The following is a 17,629-nucleotide window of genomic DNA, read 5'->3' as shown; positions in this document are numbered from 1 at the left end:
CCTCACACCATCGCGTCCGCGATGGACAGCCCGAACTCGCCGCTGCCGTACATGGACAGGGCGCGTTCGGGGTCGTTGACAGCGTGCACCCGGCCGGCGTGCGCGTCGCGCCAGAAGCGCTGCATCGGGTGGCTCGCATAGATCGCCCGGCCACCGGAGTTCTCGAAGAGCCGATCCGCGGCCTGGATCGCCAGTTCGGTGCCCCGAACCTGGTTCCGACGTGCCCGCAGGCGTAGCCGCATCGGCAACTTCTTCCCCGCCGTGGCCAGCTCCATCAGCTCGCTCATGTCGGCGGTGAGGGTGAGCCAGGCCGCGTCCACGTCGGCGGCCGCCCGCGCGACCCGTACCTGTGAGTAGGGGTCCTCAGCGGCCCGTACCCCGGCGTAGGCGGCGCGGACGCGTTCGCGCATGTGGGTCACGTGTGCGTCGTACATCCCGGTCGCCATCCCGATAATCGGGGCGGTGATCGTGTACGGGAAGATCGAGCCGTACGGGATGCGGTAGAGCGGCCCGGGGTTGCGCTCCTGGCCAGGGCAGACGCATCGGGCCGTGTCACCGAAGCTGAGCGATCGATACGCCGGGACGAACGCGTCGGAGACGACGATGTCGTTGCTGCCGGTGCCCCGCAGACCGATCGTGTGCCAGACGTCCTCGATCGTGTAGTCGGCCGCGGGGAGCAGGAAGGTGCGGAAGTCGGCGGGGCTGTCGTCCTGGCCGGGCACGATGCCGCCGAGCAGGACCCAGGTGGCGTGGTCGCATCCGGACGAGAAGCTCCACCGCCCACTGACCCGGTATCCCCCGTCGACTTCTTGGATCTTGCCGGTGGGGGCGTAGGAGGAGGACATCAGGGTGCTGGGGTCAGCGCCCCAGACGTCCTGTTGCGCCCGTTCGGGGAAGAGGGCCAGCTGCCAGTTGTGCACCCCGATCACCGATGCGACCCAGCCGGTCGATCCGCAGGCGCTGGCGATGTCGCGGACGCAGCTGAAGAAGGCCGTCGGGTTGGCCTCGAGCCCGCCGCACCAGGCCGGTTGTAGCAGCCGGAAGAAACCGGTGGAGGCCAGTGACTTGAAGTGCTCGGCGGAGAGCGTTCGGCGGTCCTCTGTCTCCTGGGCCCCCTCCCGTAGGACGGGTAACAGCTCCCGCACCCCCCGTGCGACCAGTTCGGCGCCCTCCATGAGATCCCCTCCGGTGGCTTGGCTGACGAACGTGACGATCCCTATAATAGAACACGTTCTACTTGGCGGCTACTATGCGAGCAGCAGGACCTGCAACACGTTCCATCACAGCTGAGGAGCGACATGACCAACGTCGAGGCAGTACGCACGATCGACAGCGGGGTTCTGCCCACCAGGTTTGCCCGCGGCTGGCACTGCCTGGGACTGGCCGACTCGTTCCGCGACGGCAAACCGCACGCCGTCGAGGCATTCGACACCAAGCTCGTGGTTTTCGCCGACTCGACGGGCACCCTGCACGTGCTCGACGGATACTGCCGCCACATGGGCGGCGACCTGACGATGGGCACCATCAAGGGCGACGAGATCGCCTGCCCGTTCCACGACTGGCGCTGGCGCGGGGACGGTCGCTGCACCGCAGTGCCGTACGCACATCGGGTTCCGCCCCGCGCCCGTACCCGCTCCTGGACCACCTGCGAGGAGAACCGTCAGCTGTTCATCTGGCACGACCCGCAGGGCGCCCCACCACCACCGGAGGCCACGATCCCTCGCATCGAAGGCGCCTTCTCCTCCGAATGGACCGCCTGGACCTGGGACTCCATCCGGATCGACGGTGCCAACTGCCGGGAGGTCATCGACAACGTCGTGGACATGGCGCACTTCTTCTACATCCACTTCGCGTTCCCGACGTTCTTCAAGAACGTGTTCGAGGGCCAGGTGGCCGCGCAGTTCCTGGAGACCCGACCCCGACCGGACGTGCCGGTCACCGCGCGGCAGTCCGGGGATGCGACGCTCCGCTCGGAAGCCGCCTACTACGGACCCGCCTACATGATCGACTATCTCTATACCGACTACCACGGCATCGGGGTGGAGTCCGTACTGATCAACTGCCACTACCCCATCTCGGCCAACTCGTTCATGTTGCAGTGGGGCATCATCGTCAAGCGACTACCCGGCCTCACCACCGCCCAGGCTGACAAGGCGGCAGCGAAGTTCGCGGCCGGCATCGGAATCGGCTTCCAACAGGACGTCGAGATCTGGAGAAACAAGAGCCGGATCGACAATCCGCTCCTCTGCGCCGAAGACGGTCCGGTCTACCAACTCCGCCGCTGGTATGAGCAGTTCTACGTGGATGTTGAAGAGGTCACCGAAGATATGGTGGCCCGCTACGAGTTCGAGGTCGACACCAGCAGAGCTGTCGAGACCTGGACCGCCGAGGTGGCGACCAACCTCGATCGACAAGCCGGTTCCGCGTCATGAACCGCACCGACCCGCTGACCGAGCGGCAGGAGTATCTGATCGGCGGCTATGTGGAGCTGTCCTGCGCCCGCTGCGCTGCCCAGGTCCGGGTACGCAAGTCGAGCCCGCAGCAGACCAGCGTGCAGTGGAGCACCCGGACCACCCGCCAATGCCCCGCGCTGACCAGCGACGAGCAGCCGCACGCACCGGTGCCCACCTGCCCCGACCTGCGCGCAAGCATTCAGCACGCGGTGCGTACCGGCAGCCTGGGGGTGGCCTGATGTACCACCGGCTGCGCGTCGCCGACGTGATCGAAGAGACGCCCGATGCGCACTCGCTGGTCCTGAGCGTGCCACCGGAGCTGGCCACCGAGTTCGCCTATCGCCCCGGCCAGTACCTCACTCTCCGCGTGCCGCACAGCCAGGGAATCGTGGCCCGCTGCTACTCGCTCTCCAGTTCTCCGTACACCGAGACCGACCTGAAGATCACCGTCAAACGCGTACCCGGCGGGCCGGCATCGAACTGGATCTGCGACGACATTCGCGCTGGAGCCAGCCTGGAGCTCCTGCCGCCGGCCGGCTCGTTCACCCCCGACTCGCTCGACGACGACCTCCTACTGCTCGCCGGCGGCAGCGGCATCACCCCGGCGATGTCCATCATCAAATCCGTACTCGCGGCCGGTCGTGGCCGTGTTGCCCTGCTGTACGCGAACCGCGACCAGAACTCGGTCATCTTCGCCGCCGAGTTGGCTGCGCTCAGCGAACAACACCCGGACCGGCTCAGCGTGACCCACTGGCTGGACAGCGAACGCGGCACCCCGGACCCGGCCACGTTGGCGGCCCTGATCAGCGCCTACGCCGGACAGGAGGCGTACGTCTGCGGTCCGGTGCCCTTCGTCGTGGTAGCCCACGACACGCTACAGCGCGCTGGCGTGCCGACCGACCGCATCCGGGTCGAACGCTTCGAGGTCGAAGAGCGCTCGGCTGACGACCGCGACGCCACCCTGGAAGTTGAACTCGACGGCCAGACCCACCGACTGCCCTGGCCGGCCGGCGCCCGCCTGTTGGACGTGCTGATCGCAGCCGGGCTTAACGCACCGTTCTCCTGCCGCCAGGGCCACTGCGGTGCCTGCGCCTGCCGGCTGCTGGACGGTCAGGTCGACCTCGTGCACAACGAGATCCTGGAGGAGGAAGACTTCGCCGAGAGCTACATTCTCGCCTGCCAGGCCGTCGCCCGGAGCGACGAGGTGTCGGTCACCTACTACTGACCGGCGGCCAACCGCCTCCACGGCACGGCAAGCACCTCCTCGGCGGCGGGGCCACGAGGGGCGGTTAGCGGGCCGCCCGGCAATCAACCGCCACGTTCCTGGCCCCGGATCGCGGCGTTCCGGCCCGCCCGACGGCCCGAGAAGACACAGTCGGCCAACGAGAGCCCACTGACGTAGCTGCGGGAGCAGACACCGACCGCGGTACGGCCGGCGGCGTACAGGCCGGGTACCCCGAGGCCGTCGGGGCCCAGGGCCTGCCCGGTATCTTCGTCCACCCGAAGGCCACCGAGGGTGAGCATGGGTGCGGGCGCGAGGAGCCGGGTCCGCACCGAGACATCGACCAGCGAGTACGGCGCAACGGCCAAGGGCCGAACCTGGTCGGTGGGTTTGCCAGCCGGGTCGGGGCCAGCCGCTTGATACGCCGCGAGCGTGTCGGCCAGCCGCTCGGGATTCACTCCGGCGCGGCGCGCGACCGCCGCTGGTGTCGCCCCGGTGACCTGGCCGAACGTCAGCAACCACCGGGCCTGCCAGCGCTGGAACCACAGAGTTTGGGCCCGCAGCTGCCGGCGGCACTCGGACCGCAACGCCGCGTCGAGCAGCAGCCAGGCCCGCGCGCCCGGAGCGCGCAGGACCGCCTCGCCGACGGCCGCGCCATAGCGGGACTCGTCGCAGATCCGTCGGCCGTCCCGGTCGACGAGCAGGCCGCCGAGCATTGCCGCGGGTGGGGCGAGGAAGCGCCAGATGCTCATCCGGTCGAGGTGGGCGGTGTCCGCGCCGGCCGCGACGCCGAGCCGGATCCCGGAGCCGTCGTCACCGGGCGTGCCCAGCCGCAGCCCACCGCGATACTCCGGCGCGTGGGTACGAAGCATCTCGCGGTCGAATACGAATCCGCCGGCGCAGAGCACGACACCGCCGTCCGCCCGGACCCGTAGCCGACGGCCGTACCGCCGCTCCAGCCAAGCGACGGGCCGGTGCAGCGCGCGGCCCAGGGCCGGTAGGTAGACACCGGGCCGGACCGAGCAACGGTGTAGGAGACGGTGGGTGAGCCGGACCCATCGTGCGGCACCGCGCAGGGTCCGGCACTCGACTCCGATGATCCGGCCGTCGGGACCGGTGACGAGCCGCTCGGCACGGGTCTGCGGGAGCAGCGGGACACCGCGGGCCCGGGTGGCAGCGGCGAGCCGGGCCGCGAGCAACCGGCCGGAGGTGCCGCGGGCGTGCACCCGGTGGCCGCGTGGCGCCGGTGGCGCCCGGTGCGCGAAGGACTGCTCGCTTCCCGAGTAGTACAGGTAATGCCGATTGGTCGGGTAGGAGGTCTTGTATGGACAGAGACTCGGCTCGAAGGGCACGCCGAGCCCGGCCAACCAGTCAATCGCGTCGGCGCTCTGCTCGCAGAACCGGCGCAGGGTCGCGGGTGAGACGGCATCGCCGACCTCCTCGCGCAGGTAGTCCAGCATCGCCTGGGGTGTGTCGGTGACCCCGGCCGCGCGCTGCTGTGCGGTGCCACCGCCGGCATAGATCACCCCACCGGACATCGCGGTGGTGCCGCCACCGGAGAACCGGTCGAGCACCAGGACGCGCGCTCCCGCGTCGGCGGCCTCGACCGCGGCGCAGGCCCCGGCCGCGCCGAAGCCGACCACCACGACGTCAGCTGCCTGGTCCCACTCCTCAGTCACCGCTCCTCCGTAGTGTTCCGCGGCTCAACGTGGTCGGCTGCGCCGACCACGAGGCGGACACCCTCGACGATCGGTGGTGGTGAGCCGGATAAAACTATAACCTGTTCTCGTGTCGATACCGGAGCGAGAATTCGATGTTGTCGTCGTCGGCAGCGGCGGTGCCGGCATGGTCGCGGCACTCACCGCGGCGCACCAGGGGCTGAGCGCGGTCGTACTGGAGAAGGCCGAAACATACGGCGGTTCCACCGCCCGCTCCGGCGGCGGGCTCTGGCTTCCCGGCAACGAGGTGCTGGCCCGGGCCGGGGTCACCGACCGGGCCGAAGACGCGCGCACCTACCTGGCGTACGTCGCCGGAGCCGACGCCACCCCGGCCCGGCAGAACGCGTTCCTCGCCGCCGCACCGGAGGTTCTCGCCTTCGTCCGCGACCACACCCCACTCGACTTCGCCTGGGTGCCCGGCTATCCGGACTACTACCCCGAAGCACCCGGTGGGCTTCCGGGCGGGCGCAGCATCGAGCCGCTCCTGCTCGACACCGAGTTGGTCCAAGCTGACCTGGCGACCCTGGCCGCGCCGTACCGGGCAGCGCCGGACGGGGTGGCGGTCACCCAGGTCGACTACCGGTGGTTGTCGCTGGGCCTGCGACATCCGCGGGCGATCCGCACCGTGGCCCGGCTCGCCGCCCGCGGCCTGAGCGCCCGGATCCGGCGTCGGCCGATGCTCACCATGGGCCAGGCACTCGCCGCCGGGCTCCGCGCCGGCCTGCGCAGCGCCGGCGTACCAGTCCGGCTCAACACGCCGATGACCGACCTGCTCATCGAACGGGGCCGGGTCACCGGGGTTACCGCCCAGCACGCCGGCACCCCGGCACTCTTCCACGCCCGACGAGGTGTGCTGCTAGCCAACGGTGGGTTTGAGCACAACCAGTTGATGCGCCAGGAGTACCAGGCCGGGATCGGCACGGAGTGGACCGCTGGCGCGGCCGGCAACACGGGTGACGGCATCGAGGCGGGCAAACGGCTCGGCGCCGCCCTCGACCTGATGGATGAGGCCTGGTGGGGGCCGTCGATTCCGCTCCCCGGCGGACCCTACTTCTGCCTCGCCGAACGCAACCAGCCCGGCTGTCTCATGGTTGATGCCAACGGCCGACGCTTCGTCAACGAAGCGGCCCCCTACGTGGACGCGGTGCACGCCATGCTCAGCCCGGATGTGCGCCAGCCGGCGTGGCTGGTGGCCGACCAGACCTACCGGGACCGCTACCTGTTCGGCGGCCGGGCCCCACGCTCCCCGCTACCGCGGCGCTGGTTCACCTCGGGGGCAGCGCACCGCGCCGACACCCTGGACGACCTGGCCGCGCAGATCGGTGTGCCCGCCACCGCGTTGGATAGCACCGTGCGCCGGTTCAACGAGTTCGCGCAGCGCGGCCGGGACGACGACTTCCACCGCGGGGACTCGGCCTACGACCGCTACTACGGCGACCCGCGGCATCGGCCCAACCCATGCCTGGGTGCCGTGGCCCGGCCCCCGTTCTACGCGTTCCGCATGGTCCCCGGTGACCTGGGCACCAAGGGCGGCCTACGGACCGACGAACGAGCCCGGGTGCTGCGCCCGGACGGCACGGTCATACCCGCGCTGTACGCGGCGGGCAACGTCAGCGCCTCGGTGATGGGGCGCAGCTACGCCGGCGCCGGTGCGACCCTCGGCCCAGCCCTCGCCTTCGGCTACCTGGCGGCACTCGACCTGGCCACCACGGCCGCCATCCCCACCCCCCTCCAGGAGGACTGATGCCCATCGACCCCGCTGTCGCCGTCGGCGCCGAACTTCCCGGCCGGGACCTGAGCTGGGACAGCACCGACGTGCTGCTGTACCACCTGGCCGTCGGGGCTGGTCCAGACGAGCTGTCCTACGTCTACGAAGGCGCGCTGCGTGGGGTCCTGCCCACCTTCGCCACGGTGGCCACCACCCTGCGGGATACCGAACCACCCACGGTGACGATGCCCGGCATCGACGTGGACCTGGCCCGGGTTGTCCACGGTCGACAGGAGCTCGAGCTGCACCAGCCGATTCCGGCGAAGGGCCGCTGTGCGGCCCGCTCGCGGATCGCCGCCGTGTATGACAAGGGCAGCGCGGCGGTCATCGTCACCGAGACCAGCACCGAGCTGTTCACCAGTCGGATCAGCATCTTCGTCAAGGGCGCGGGCGGATTCGGCGGGGAACGTGGGCCGACCACTCGGGTGCCGGTGCCCGACCAGGCACCGGACGCGGTGGTGCTCTCCCCCACCGATGCGCGGCAGGCCCTCTGGTACCGGCTCTGCGGGGATCGCAACCCGCTGCACGTCGACCCGGCCTTCGCCGCCCACGCTGGGTTCCCCCGCCCGATCCTGCACGGGCTCTGCACGTACGGAATCGTGGCGAAGGCGGCGATCGACGCCCTGCTCGACGGCGATCCGGAACGGGTGGCCGGCTACCAGGCTCGCTTCGCGGGGGTCGTCTTTCCTGGCGAAACCCTGCGCACCGAGATGTGGCGGGACGACGGTCAGCTGGTGCTACGTGCCTCGGTTGCCGACCGGGACAACGCCCCGGCCCTCTCCGACGTGCGCATCGCCCTCCGCTGAGGACTACCTCGGCACCCGGGGCAACCCGAGCCCCACGGAGGCGATCAGTTCCCGCTGGATCTCGTTGACCCCACCGCCGAAGGTCAGCACCAGGTTCCGCTTGGTCTGGACGTCAAGCCAGGTCAGCAGCTCGGCGGTCGCCGGGTCGGAGGGGTCGCCGCGGCGCCACACGACCTCTTCGAGCTCCTGGCTGAGCCGCAGCAGCCACTCCGACGAGAAGACCTTGGTGACCGATGCGTCCGCCGCGTTAGGTTCGTCCCCGGTCGCCGACCAGTTGAGCAGTTCGTTGATGCGCTGGCAGGCGGCGACACGAGCGAGGACGCGTCGCACATCCGGGGCTTCACGCAGACTCCTTGAGTACGCCCAGTCGTGCACCCGTTCGCCGAGGGCACCGAGCCGCCCGGCCGGGCCCAGCATCACCCGCTCATGATTGAGCTGCGTGGTCAGTAGTCGCCAGCCGTCGTTCTCGGCACCCACTCGCCGGACTACCGGCACTCGTACATCAGTCAGATAGACCGCGTTGACGTGGTGCGCCCCGTCGCACGTGACTATCGGCGTCCAGGAATAGCCGGGATCTTTGGTATCCACGATGAGGATGGAGAGGCCGTGGTGCCGGGACGCCCCCGGGTCGGTGCGACAGGCGAGCCAGAGGTAGTCCGCGTCGTGCGCCCCGGTGGTGAAGGTCTTCTGACCGTTCACCACGTACGCGTCCCCGTCGCGCACCGCCCGGGTGCGTAGCGCGGCGAGGTCGGTGCCGGCCTCGGGTTCGGTGTAGCCGATCGCGAAGTGGAGCTCCCCGGCCAGAATGCGGGGCAGGAAGAACTCCTGCTGTTCGGGCGAGCCGTGGGCGAGCAGCGTCGGCGCCACGGTCTGCAGGGTGACCGCGGGCAGCGGGACGTCGGCGCGGGCTGCTTCGTTCACGAAGATCTGTTGCGCTACGGGACCGAGCCCACCGCCGCCGAACCGGGTCGGGAAGCCCAGGCCCAGCCAGCCGTCCCGGCCGAGTCGACGGATCAGTTCGCGGTAGACCGCGCCGTGCCGCTCGCGCAGCAGGATGGCGCGCTCCGCTGGTGACAACACCTCGGCGAGGTACGTGCGCAGCCGCGCCCGCAGCGCGTGCTGCTCCTCAGTCAAATCGATGAACACCATGGGCTCCCAGCTGCTGCAGGCAGTACTCGGTGCCGCCAAGGTGCCGGACCAGGTCCCGGACCAGGGCGGTGTGTCGGTGTAGCGGGTAGTCGGCGACCAGCCCCAACCCCCCGTGCAGGTGGTGGCAGGTGCGCAGCGCCGGCAGAACCGCGCTACTTAGCCAGTACGCTCCGGTCCACCCGTCGGCGTCCTGGCCCACCTCGGCGCTCCAGCTGGCGGCGAGGGCGGCCAGATGCATCGTGCGAGCGGCGACATACACATCGGCGATCTGCTGGGCGACCGCCTGGAAGGTGGCCAGCGGGCGACCGAACTGCTGTCGGTCGCGCACGTGGTCGGCGGTCAGCTGTAAGGCACCGGCCAGCGCGCCGTCGCCCAGCGCACAGGCTCCGGCGACTGCGAACCGGCGCAGGTCGGCCTCGGCGTCGCCCAGCGGTTCCGCCGCGGCGTCCTCGAGCCGCAACATGAACTCGTCGGTCCCGGCGGAGGTCGGGGTGCGCAGCAGCGTCACACCCGGCGCGGCCGGGTCGATCAGGGCGACCGTCGGCCCACCCCCGCGCACTCGCACCGGGACCAGAACCCGGTGGGCCGCGTCAGCGTCTGGAACCGGGCCGCAGGCTCCGGTGATCCGCCAGCCGTCGGTGACCGGCAGCGGCACCCCCAGGGCAGCCGTCAGAACCCGCCCCTCGAGCACACCCGACAGCAGCTCGCGTTGCTGCGCAGGACTGCCTGCTCGGGCCACCGGGAGGACACCGAGCGACAGCGTGGACCAGGCGGGAACCCGGGCGGTGCGCCGCCCGATCTCGGTGAGCAGCACGCCGATCGCCATCGCGCCCAATCCAGCGCCGCCCCACCTCTCCGGCACGGCGAGGCCGAGCAGGCCGGACTGACCGAGGGCCTTCCACAAGCGCTCCGGCGTTCCCTCGCTGTCGCTCAGCACCTCGTCGGCGAGACGAACGATCGACTGCTGGGCATCGTCGAGCTCAAAGTTCGGCGCCATTTCTCCATTAGAACACGTTTCATTTCAGGTCGACAGCTACCCTTTATTGATCACCAGGGCGGGCGCCGAACACGACGACCAGCCATACCGCGATCCAGCGCCGCAGGACCCGCGAACAACGGTATGGCCAGCCCGGAAATGACCTCAGTCCAGCAGCGCGACGAGCTTCACCAACGCCTGCTGACATGCCGCAGTGGCCTGCTTCTGCAGCATGCCGTCCATCGCGCCTTTCAGCGCAGGGCCGGCAAACTCCATCCCGTACGTGATGTGCGAGCCCCCATCGCTCGACTCGACCGCGATCACCATCTTCGCCTTGACACCCATGGGGCCGTCGCCCGCCTGTTCGAGGCGCCCCGGCGCCTCCGCCTTCGTCACCCGCCAGGCCATCTCGGCCGGCATTCCCATCAGCTTTACCCGCTGCTGATATGTAGTCCCCTCGCCGAGGGTTTCCGGCACCTCGCCGGTGAAGCCCTCATGCATCGTGTTCCACTCGCCAACCCTCGGCAGGGCCACCACGAGCTTCCAGACCTGCGTCGGATCCGCCTTCGCGTCGGCCTCGACCGTCACTGTAGCCATCGTGACCTCCTCTTCGAGATGAATCTAGAACAGGTTATAACAGCGACATTGATTCCACCACCGGCAGCCACCGACCACCGCTGCCGCCGGCAGCTAACCGACCACCGTCGCCACCGGCAGCCACCCGACCAGGACACACCCCTCCCGCCAGCTTGACGCATTCCGTTATGGGAATACGATGGCCGTCATGGCGCGAGCAGCGACAACATCGGACGCGTTCAACGCGATCGCGGAGCCGCAGCGTCGAGACATCCTCGGGCTGCTGCGGGCCGGTGAATGGCCAGTGACCGATCTGGCCCAGGAACTGGGGATGAGCCAGCCACAGGCCTCCAAGCATCTGCGGGTGCTCCGGGAGGTGGGCTTGGTGCGGGTCCGTGGGGTGGGCAGGCAGCGCCGCTACAGCCTGGACGCGGACGGGCTGCGGCCGATCCACGAGTGGGTCGGCGGATTCGAACAGTTCTGGAACGAGAGTTTCGACCGACTGAACAGCTACGTCCAGGACCTCAAGCAGGCACGACAGGAGGAGTAGCCAATGACTGGGACATGGCAAAACACGCAGCCGGCAACGACCGACCGGGAGATTGTGGTCTCCCGGCTCATCGACGCTCGGCAGGAGCTGGTGTTCGAGGCGTTCACCGAGGTTGAGCACCTGTCCCGGTGGTGGGGCCCGGAGGGCTTCACCACCACCACGCACTCCTTCGAGTTCCGCGAAAGCGGAGTCTGGGACTACGTGATGCACGGGCCGGACGGGGCCGACTACCCCCAGTGGATCACATGGACTGAGATCGTCCCACCGAAGCGGATCACGCTGCTGCATGGTGCGTACCGCGACGACCCGGAGACCTTCGAGTCGATCCTGGACTTCACGCCACATGGCACGGCGACCCGGATTGTCATGCGCAGCATCTTCCCCACCCGACAACAACGAGACCGGGTTGTGCTGGAGTACCACGCGATCGAGGGTGGCGAGCAGACGCTGGGCAAGCTGGGCGCCTACGTCACCGAGGTGATCCAGAAGGGGGCCCGCTGATGCCGGGCAAGGTGTTCATCAGCATCTCCATGTCGCTCGACGGCTTCAGCGCCCCCGAGTCGATGGCGGGTCTCCACGCCACGCCCGAAGAGCGAGAGCGGGACCCGCGGCTGGACTACTGGATGGCCCAGTGGATGGAGCTTCAGGGGTGGCTCTTCCCGCAACGGTTCTTCCGGGAACGGCTCCACCTGGGGGAAGGCGGTGAGGAGGGGGGCGACAATGACGTGGTCCGAGAGACGTTTGAACGGACCGGCGCGAACATCATGGGCAAACGCATGTTCGAACTCGGTGAGCAGGCATGGCCGGAGGAGGCGCCGTTCCACGGCCCCGTATACGTCCTCACCCACCAGCAGCGCTCTCCCTGGAAACGGCCCGGCGGGACCACGTTCTACTTCGTCAACGATGGCATTCACCACGCGCTGGATCTGGCCCGCGAGGCCGCCGGCGAGCGGGATATCCGCATCTCCGGCGGCAGCGAGACGGTCCTGGCATACCTCAACGCGGGCCTGGTCGACGAATTGTCGATCTCGCTCGCACCGGTGCTCTTCGGCGCCGGCACTCGCCTCTTCGAGGGCATCGACGCCTCCCGGATCGCGCTGAAGCCAGTCCGTTCGGAATCGTCGGCACGGGTGACCCACCTGACCTACACCGTGCACCCACGATAGCCGCGCAAGTCCTCCCTTCTGGCGGCCCGGTCCACCGGGGTCAGCGGGCGAAGCAGGTCAGCCCGGCCGGCGCGGTGCCCGGTCCGGTGCCAGTAAAGCCAAACGTGGTGCTACTCCCGGCCCCCAACTGACCGTTGTACGCCTCGTTGAGCACCACATTCACACCATCGGTGACCGTCCACCTGCCATTCCACAGCGAGGTGATCGCGGTCCCGCCCGGGTCGGTCCAGGTCACCTGCCAGCTGGCAATGGCGGCGGTACCGGCGTTCGCCACGGTGATCTCACCCTGGAAACCGCCCGGCCACGTGTTCGTCAGCAGGTACGTGGCGGTACAACCGCTGCCGCCACCACCGCCGGGTGGGGTGGTGACGGTACGGGCCGGGGAGGCGGCGGAGACATTTCCAGCCGCGTCCCGGGCCCGTACGGTGAAGGTGTATTCGGTCTCGGCCGCGAGGTCGGTCACCTGATAGGTGGTGCCGGCGACGGTAGCGACCGTGCTCGGCGGACCGCCGGCGGTCGCGCTCCGCACCTCATAGCCGACGACCCCGACGTTGTCCGTGGAAGCGCCCCAGGTCAGGGTGACCGTGGCGGAGGTCAGGTCACTGGCCACGGGACGTCCCGGGGCAGTTGGCGCGACGGTGTCGTTCCCACCGCCGGCGTAGCGCTCGGTGAGGCTGATGCCGGTGGTCGAGGCGTCGCCACCGAGGCGTACCTGGTGGTCCAGGCTGACGAACTTGCCGTTGTACTGCCAGAGCGCCGGCTTGAGCACCTGTTCGTACTTGACCTCGTCCCAGGTCTGCCAGTCGTGTTGCAGCAGGCCGCCCGTGTCGCCGGAGTTCGGGTTGAGGCACCAGAAGGTATGGTGAATCGCCATCTCGGCCATCAGGTCCCGCAGCGCCTTCAGCCACTTGTCCTGTCGTTCGTCCTGCCCGAACCGGCCGCCCCACTCGCCGACCAGCAGCGGCGCGGTGTCTTCCTCGTGCAGGTAGAGCCAGTTTGGTCGCCAGACGTCGTCGGTCAACGTGGTCTTGTCGAAGTCCTTCTGGAACCACGGCTGCTCGTGCACCAGCGGCCCGTAGTCGTGCGGCGAGTAGACTAACTGGTCCTGGTGGGCGCCCAGGTTGATCGGATGGTCCTTCGCTCCCCGCAAGTTGCCGCCCCACCAGTTGTAGTAGTAGTTGGGGCTCTGGTCCGGGTCGGTGTTGGGTGACTCCCAGCCCTCCCCCGGGCGTGGGTAGACCTCGATGCCCTCGCAGAGAATCAGCACGTTCGGGTTGATCGCGAGGATTCGGTTACCCGCTGTCTCACAGGCGTGTTTGAAGTTGTCGATGTCGCTGCTGCTGTCCCACTTGGCCCGGGGCGGGTTGTCCGGGGTGCCGTGCGGCTCATTCTGGATATCCATCGCGACGATCGTGTCGTTGTTCTGGTACCGAGCGGCGACCCACTCCCAGCCCTGGTAGAACAGCTCCGGGGTGATTTCCCCCTTGTACCACATCGGATAGAAGTGGCCAGAGTTGTCCGCCTCAGCACTGTGTACATCGAGCATGACCTTCAGCCCGTACTCCTCGCAGAGGGCCAGCCAATGGTCGAAGATCTGCAGGTTGTCCAGGCCGGCCAACTCCGGGTTGACCGACAGGTTCACGTTCGGCAGCACCGTCTGGCCGGCCTTCCACTCCAGCAGCAGCTCCGTGGAGATCGGTACCCGGACGATGTTGATGCCACGCTCGGCCATCTGCCGGGTGATGGTCTCGATGTTGCCGGCCCAGAGTCCGTGGAAGACCCGTTCGGTGGCGTTGTAGCCGAACCAGTTCGCGCCGGTCAACCACACCTGGTTGCCCGCCTCGTCCACGATCTTGTTGCCGTCAGTGTGCAGCCAGTCGGCCGTCGGGGTGGTCGAGACGACCTGCGCCTCCGGCTGGGGTGCGGTGGTGGCGAACGCGGCCGGGGCGGCGGCCGTGAGCCCGAGAGCTACGCAGGCTGCCACCGCGGCAGCCGACAATCTTGGTTTCACAGACACGGGAAGCTCCTAGTGGCGACGGTGGGCGATTGGGAGCGCTTCCAGAAATAGATTAAGCTGACTGGTGACGTAACGGAAGAGTAAACTTCACGTAATCGCTGCTTAACGGATGAGGCGTAACCCGACTCGTCGCTCGACGGCGATGCGGGGCATAGGGTGCGCCGGCACCGGGTAGCCGAAGGCATGGCGCGGTACACCGATCCGAAGCTACGAAGAAAGATCAAAGACGAGCTCAAGGCCTCCGACAAGGGCGCCCGGCCCGGACAGTGGTCGGCCCGAAAGTCTCAACTACTGGTCAAGGAGTACGAGAAGCAGGGCGGGGGCTACCAGGGGCCACGAGACGAACGGCAGCGGTCCCTGCGACAGTGGGGCCGAGAGAAGTGGCAAACCCGAGAGGGTGACACCCGGGCGCGCCAGGACGGCGAGACCAAGCGCTACCTACCCGAACGCGCGTGGAAGGAACTCCCCGAAAGGGAGCGCCGTGCCACCGACACCAAGAAGCGCAAGGCGTCGAGGAGCGGCCGGCAGTACGTCGCCAACACCGGGCCGGCCAGCCGTGCCCGCCGCGACACCACGTCGATCGACCGCCTGCTCGACCTACGGGTCCCCGACGCGGCGAAACGGCTCACCGGTCTCGACACCCGCCAACTGCGCTCGGCGCTACGGCGCGAACGCGCCGGGAAGAGCCGGAAGACGCTGGTCCGCCGAATCGAGGCGGAACTAGCGCGCAGGTAGGACGCTCACCGCAGGTGGGCCACCCGGTTCAGCGGCGACGAGACGCCACCTACGGCGGCTGCGCCATCACCAAGGCCCACCCACGGAAGTCACTCGCGGGTGGGCCTTGCTGCGGCTATCGCCAGGTGTCGGTATTGGTGTGGGTCCCGGTGGCCGGGGTGGTGAAGCTTCGGTTCGACTGGGACTCCCAGGTCACCGAACCGTCCGGGTTCTTCTTCACATACTTGTACTCGATGTGGGTGTTCGGCGGCAGGTCGACGGTCGCCCGCCAGACCGGGTAGTCGGCCGCGGAGAGCGCGATGGCGTGATCCGGATTCCAGCTGCCCAGCTCCGCGACATTCCCGACCACGAAGACGTTCTGCCCGAAGTAGGTGTGGACGGTGGCGTGGAACGAACTGGCGATCGCTGGGCCGGACACCACATCACCCCGGAAGGTCTCCGTCACCGCGTACGTTCCGGAGGCGGGGGTGGTGAAGCTCCGGTTCTCGCCGGCTTCCCAGGTAACCTCTCCCCCGCCGGTCACCTTGATGAACTTGTACTCGACCGCGGTGGACGGGGGCAGATCGATCGTGCCGCGGTAGGTGTTTCCACCCTGCGGGGTCAGCCGCACCGCAGCGGCCGGAGCCCAGGATCCCAGCTCGGAGATACTGCCGACGGCGTAGACGTCCTGATCGGCGCTTGGCGTCGCGCTGACCGTGAAGGTCGTGGCGATCTCGTCGGTGGGGTCGCCAGTGGGGCTGACCGTCGGCGACGGGGTCGCGCCGGGCCGGGCGTTGACGTGGAGGGCGACGGCGTTGTTCGCCGGGATACTCACGGTGGCCTGGCCGCCGGTAACACTCACCGTAGCGCCGGTGCAGTCGGCACCGCCGGCGGTGCCGGAGATGACGTCGCAGTAGTCACCGTCGGCGAGGCCGGTGGTGAAGGTGGCGGTGGCGGTGGCACCGGAGTCGTTGATGCCGATCCAGGCCCGGTCCCCACGGTGGAAGCCGATCACGTTGTCGTTGACCACGGTGAAGTCGGCGACGCTCTGGACCGAACGCGCCGCGTTGGCCCAGCCCACCATGCCCTTGATGCCGGTGCTCTGGGTCAGACAGTTCCAGGCGCCGCCGCAGACCGCGTCGGTGACATACCCACCGCCGTCGTGCGGCGGGGACTGATTCCGGTCCGACCAGGTGAAGCTGTCGAAGACCGACGGCTTGCCGTGCGGGTAGGCCAGGGCGAAGTAGTTGGCGAGCACGTAGTCGGTGCCGTCCTTGTACGACAGCACCACGCCGTCGCGCTCCAGGTCGTGATTGGTGACCATCGAGAAGACGTTGGCACTCGGGGCGTCAAGGTTCCAGTTCGGGATGTTCTGCAGCGCCGAGATGGAGCCCTGAAAGGCGGAGCGAATACCCTTGGCGTACGCGAAGTCGAGCACGTCGCCGTTGCCGATGAACGCCCGAGCCTGCAGAGCAGGGTTGCTGGCCCCGTCGAAGATCTCCTGGGCGACGTAGGGGCGCCGCCCCTCCGCGACGGTGTCGTCCAGCCGGCTGAGGATCGCCGCGAAGTCGTCCTTGCGGATGTGCTTGACCGCGTCCACCCGGAAGCCGTCGACGCCGAGGCCGATCAGGTCGTTCAGGTACCCCGCGATCTTGTCTCGGACGTACTCTTTCTCGGTGTAGAGATCGGCCAGGGAGAGCAGCTCACAGCTGGTCACCTGGGCCTCGTTGTCCCAGTCGTTGATGGAGCCGTCGGTCGGGCAGTTGTCGCCCGGGCGATGGAAGTCGCCCCCACCGTAGGGAACCGCGGGGTAGCTGTAGCCAGAGAACTCGGTGCCGGCGTAGCCGCGCGTCCCCGCCGGGTTGTTGGTGCCGGCCATGTGGTTGACCACCGCATCCACATAGACCCGCACGCCCGCTTCGTGGCAGGTGGTGACCATGCTGGCGAACTGCTCCCGGCTACCGAACCGGCTCTCCAACTGGTACGAGACCGGCTGGTAGACCTCGTACCAGGGGTGCACCCCGTCGGCGCTGTTGGGTAGGTACACCGACTCCTGCGGCGGGGCCACCTGTACCGCGCCGTAGCCGGCGGGGCCGAGGTGGTCGGTGCAGGCGGTGGCGACCGAGTTCCAGTTCCACTGCCACAGGTTGGCGGTCACCTCGCTGTCGTTGAGGACAACCGCGGCACGGGCGGAGCTGGCGGTGGTCGCGGCGGTGACGACCGCCGTGCCGCCCACCGCGACCAGCGCGGCGGCGAGCACCAGACGGCCGATGCGGCCAATCGGATGGGGTCTCGCGGTTTCCATGACGGGGACCTCTCGTGCGAAGGGGCGCTCGGCAAGGGCGGACGGCCGTCCCGGTAGCGAACACGATGCGGCATCCCTGAAAGATTTTGCAAGAGTTTTCGGAAACATTCTCGAAACTTCCCTGTTCGCTGTCACCCGACCAGGGCTAGTGCCCGCGGCACCCCGGCGTGACGGCCCCGGTACCGCTAGGGTGAGCCCATGGCCCAAGT

At 68.7% G+C, this 17,629-nt stretch carries 16 protein-coding genes; 9 read left to right on the top strand and 7 right to left on the bottom strand.

The genetic code is table 11. From position 1 onward, the window contains the following. Positions 1–2: 2 nt before the first annotated feature. On the bottom strand, positions 3–1,175 hold the full coding sequence (hsaA, locus tag B116_RS0119415; RefSeq protein ID WP_027661032.1) for a 3-hydroxy-9,10-secoandrosta-1,3,5(10)-triene-9,17-dione monooxygenase oxygenase subunit: 1,173 nt from the start codon (positions 1,173–1,175) through the stop codon (positions 3–5). A 123-nt stretch (positions 1,176–1,298) separates the two neighbouring features. On the opposite strand from hsaA, the gene B116_RS0119410 reads away from it, so the two are divergent. From B116_RS0119410 to B116_RS0119400, 3 genes are read left to right on the top strand one after another with little or no spacing between them, the layout of a single operon-like run. After that, positions 1,299–2,432: a Rieske 2Fe-2S domain-containing protein gene (locus B116_RS0119410; protein ID WP_027661031.1), complete on the top strand. Its 1,134-nt coding sequence runs from the start codon at positions 1,299–1,301 to the stop codon at positions 2,430–2,432. Then, positions 2,429–2,692, top strand: coding sequence for a hypothetical protein (locus B116_RS0119405; RefSeq protein WP_027661030.1), 264 nt, complete (start codon positions 2,429–2,431; stop codon positions 2,690–2,692). The genes B116_RS0119410 and B116_RS0119405 overlap by 4 nt, the downstream gene beginning before the upstream one ends. Continuing rightward, positions 2,692–3,678, top strand: a complete 987-nt coding sequence (locus tag B116_RS0119400) for a ferredoxin--NADP reductase (protein ID WP_033667740.1) — start codon at positions 2,692–2,694, stop codon at positions 3,676–3,678. Before B116_RS0119405 ends, B116_RS0119400 begins: the two co-directional genes overlap by 1 nt. Positions 3,679–3,761: 83 nt before the next feature. Here B116_RS0119400 and B116_RS0119395 read toward each other — a convergent pair whose 3' ends face one another. After that, the gene (locus tag B116_RS0119395) at positions 3,762–5,354 is read right to left on the bottom strand and encodes an FAD-binding protein (protein WP_027661028.1); all 1,593 of its coding nucleotides are present in this window, start codon (positions 5,352–5,354) and stop codon (positions 3,762–3,764) included. A 109-nt stretch (positions 5,355–5,463) separates the two neighbouring features. Between B116_RS0119395 and kstD the strand changes: the two genes are divergently transcribed. Further along, positions 5,464–7,137, top strand: a complete 1,674-nt coding sequence (gene kstD / locus B116_RS0119390; protein ID WP_027661027.1) for a 3-oxosteroid 1-dehydrogenase — start codon at positions 5,464–5,466, stop codon at positions 7,135–7,137. Next, positions 7,137–7,967 (top strand): MaoC/PaaZ C-terminal domain-containing protein, encoded by an 831-nt coding sequence (locus B116_RS0119385; protein ID WP_018719976.1) that lies wholly within the window; start codon positions 7,137–7,139, stop codon positions 7,965–7,967. The genes kstD and B116_RS0119385 overlap by 1 nt, the downstream gene beginning before the upstream one ends. Before the next feature lie 3 nt (positions 7,968–7,970). On the opposite strand, the gene B116_RS0119380 is transcribed toward B116_RS0119385, so the two are convergent. From B116_RS0119380 to B116_RS0119370, 3 genes are all read right to left on the bottom strand, one after another. Further along, a complete protein-coding gene (locus B116_RS0119380; protein WP_027661026.1) occupies positions 7,971–9,113 on the bottom strand; it encodes an acyl-CoA dehydrogenase family protein in 1,143 nt (380 codons plus the stop codon). Next, a complete protein-coding gene (locus tag B116_RS0119375; protein WP_027661025.1) occupies positions 9,094–10,113 on the bottom strand; it encodes an acyl-CoA dehydrogenase family protein in 1,020 nt (339 codons plus the stop codon). Before B116_RS0119375 ends, B116_RS0119380 begins: the two co-directional genes overlap by 20 nt. Before the next feature lie 144 nt (positions 10,114–10,257). Further along, positions 10,258–10,689 (bottom strand): type II toxin-antitoxin system Rv0910 family toxin, encoded by a 432-nt coding sequence (locus B116_RS0119370; RefSeq protein WP_027661024.1) that lies wholly within the window; start codon positions 10,687–10,689, stop codon positions 10,258–10,260. 187 nt (positions 10,690–10,876) lie between these two features. Here B116_RS0119370 and B116_RS0119365 point away from each other — a divergent pair, with 187 nt between their 5' ends. From B116_RS0119365 to B116_RS0119355, 3 genes are read left to right on the top strand one after another with little or no spacing between them, the layout of a single operon-like run. Continuing rightward, a complete protein-coding gene (locus B116_RS0119365) occupies positions 10,877–11,218 on the top strand; it encodes an ArsR/SmtB family transcription factor (protein WP_018719972.1) in 342 nt (113 codons plus the stop codon). Between the two features lie 3 nt (positions 11,219–11,221). Next, entirely contained in the window at positions 11,222–11,719 is a 498-nt protein-coding gene (locus B116_RS0119360) for an SRPBCC family protein (RefSeq protein ID WP_027661023.1), read from the top strand. Beyond that, complete coding sequence (locus B116_RS0119355; protein WP_027661022.1) at positions 11,719–12,384, top strand: dihydrofolate reductase family protein; 666 nt, start codon at positions 11,719–11,721, stop codon at positions 12,382–12,384. The genes B116_RS0119360 and B116_RS0119355 overlap by 1 nt, the downstream gene beginning before the upstream one ends. Positions 12,385–12,424: 40 nt before the next feature. Here the strand turns inward: B116_RS0119355 and B116_RS0119350 are convergent, their stop codons facing one another. After that, complete coding sequence (locus B116_RS0119350) at positions 12,425–14,368, bottom strand: cellulase family glycosylhydrolase (protein ID WP_027661021.1); 1,944 nt, start codon at positions 14,366–14,368, stop codon at positions 12,425–12,427. A gap of 216 nt (positions 14,369–14,584) precedes the next feature. On the opposite strand from B116_RS0119350, the gene B116_RS0119345 reads away from it, so the two are divergent. Further along, on the top strand, positions 14,585–15,136 hold the full coding sequence (locus tag B116_RS0119345) for a DUF5872 domain-containing protein (RefSeq protein ID WP_027661020.1): 552 nt from the start codon (positions 14,585–14,587) through the stop codon (positions 15,134–15,136). A gap of 115 nt (positions 15,137–15,251) precedes the next feature. Here B116_RS0119345 and B116_RS0119340 read toward each other — a convergent pair whose 3' ends face one another. Continuing rightward, positions 15,252–17,420 (bottom strand): carbohydrate-binding module family 20 domain-containing protein, encoded by a 2,169-nt coding sequence (locus tag B116_RS0119340; protein ID WP_027661019.1) that lies wholly within the window; start codon positions 17,418–17,420, stop codon positions 15,252–15,254. Positions 17,421–17,629: the final 209 nt, after the last annotated feature.

Source organism: Salinispora fenicalii (genome assembly GCF_000514815.1).
GTDB lineage: Bacteria > Actinomycetota > Actinomycetes > Mycobacteriales > Micromonosporaceae > Micromonospora > Micromonospora fenicalii.
This window is presented reverse-complemented; position numbering and strand designations above follow the sequence as displayed.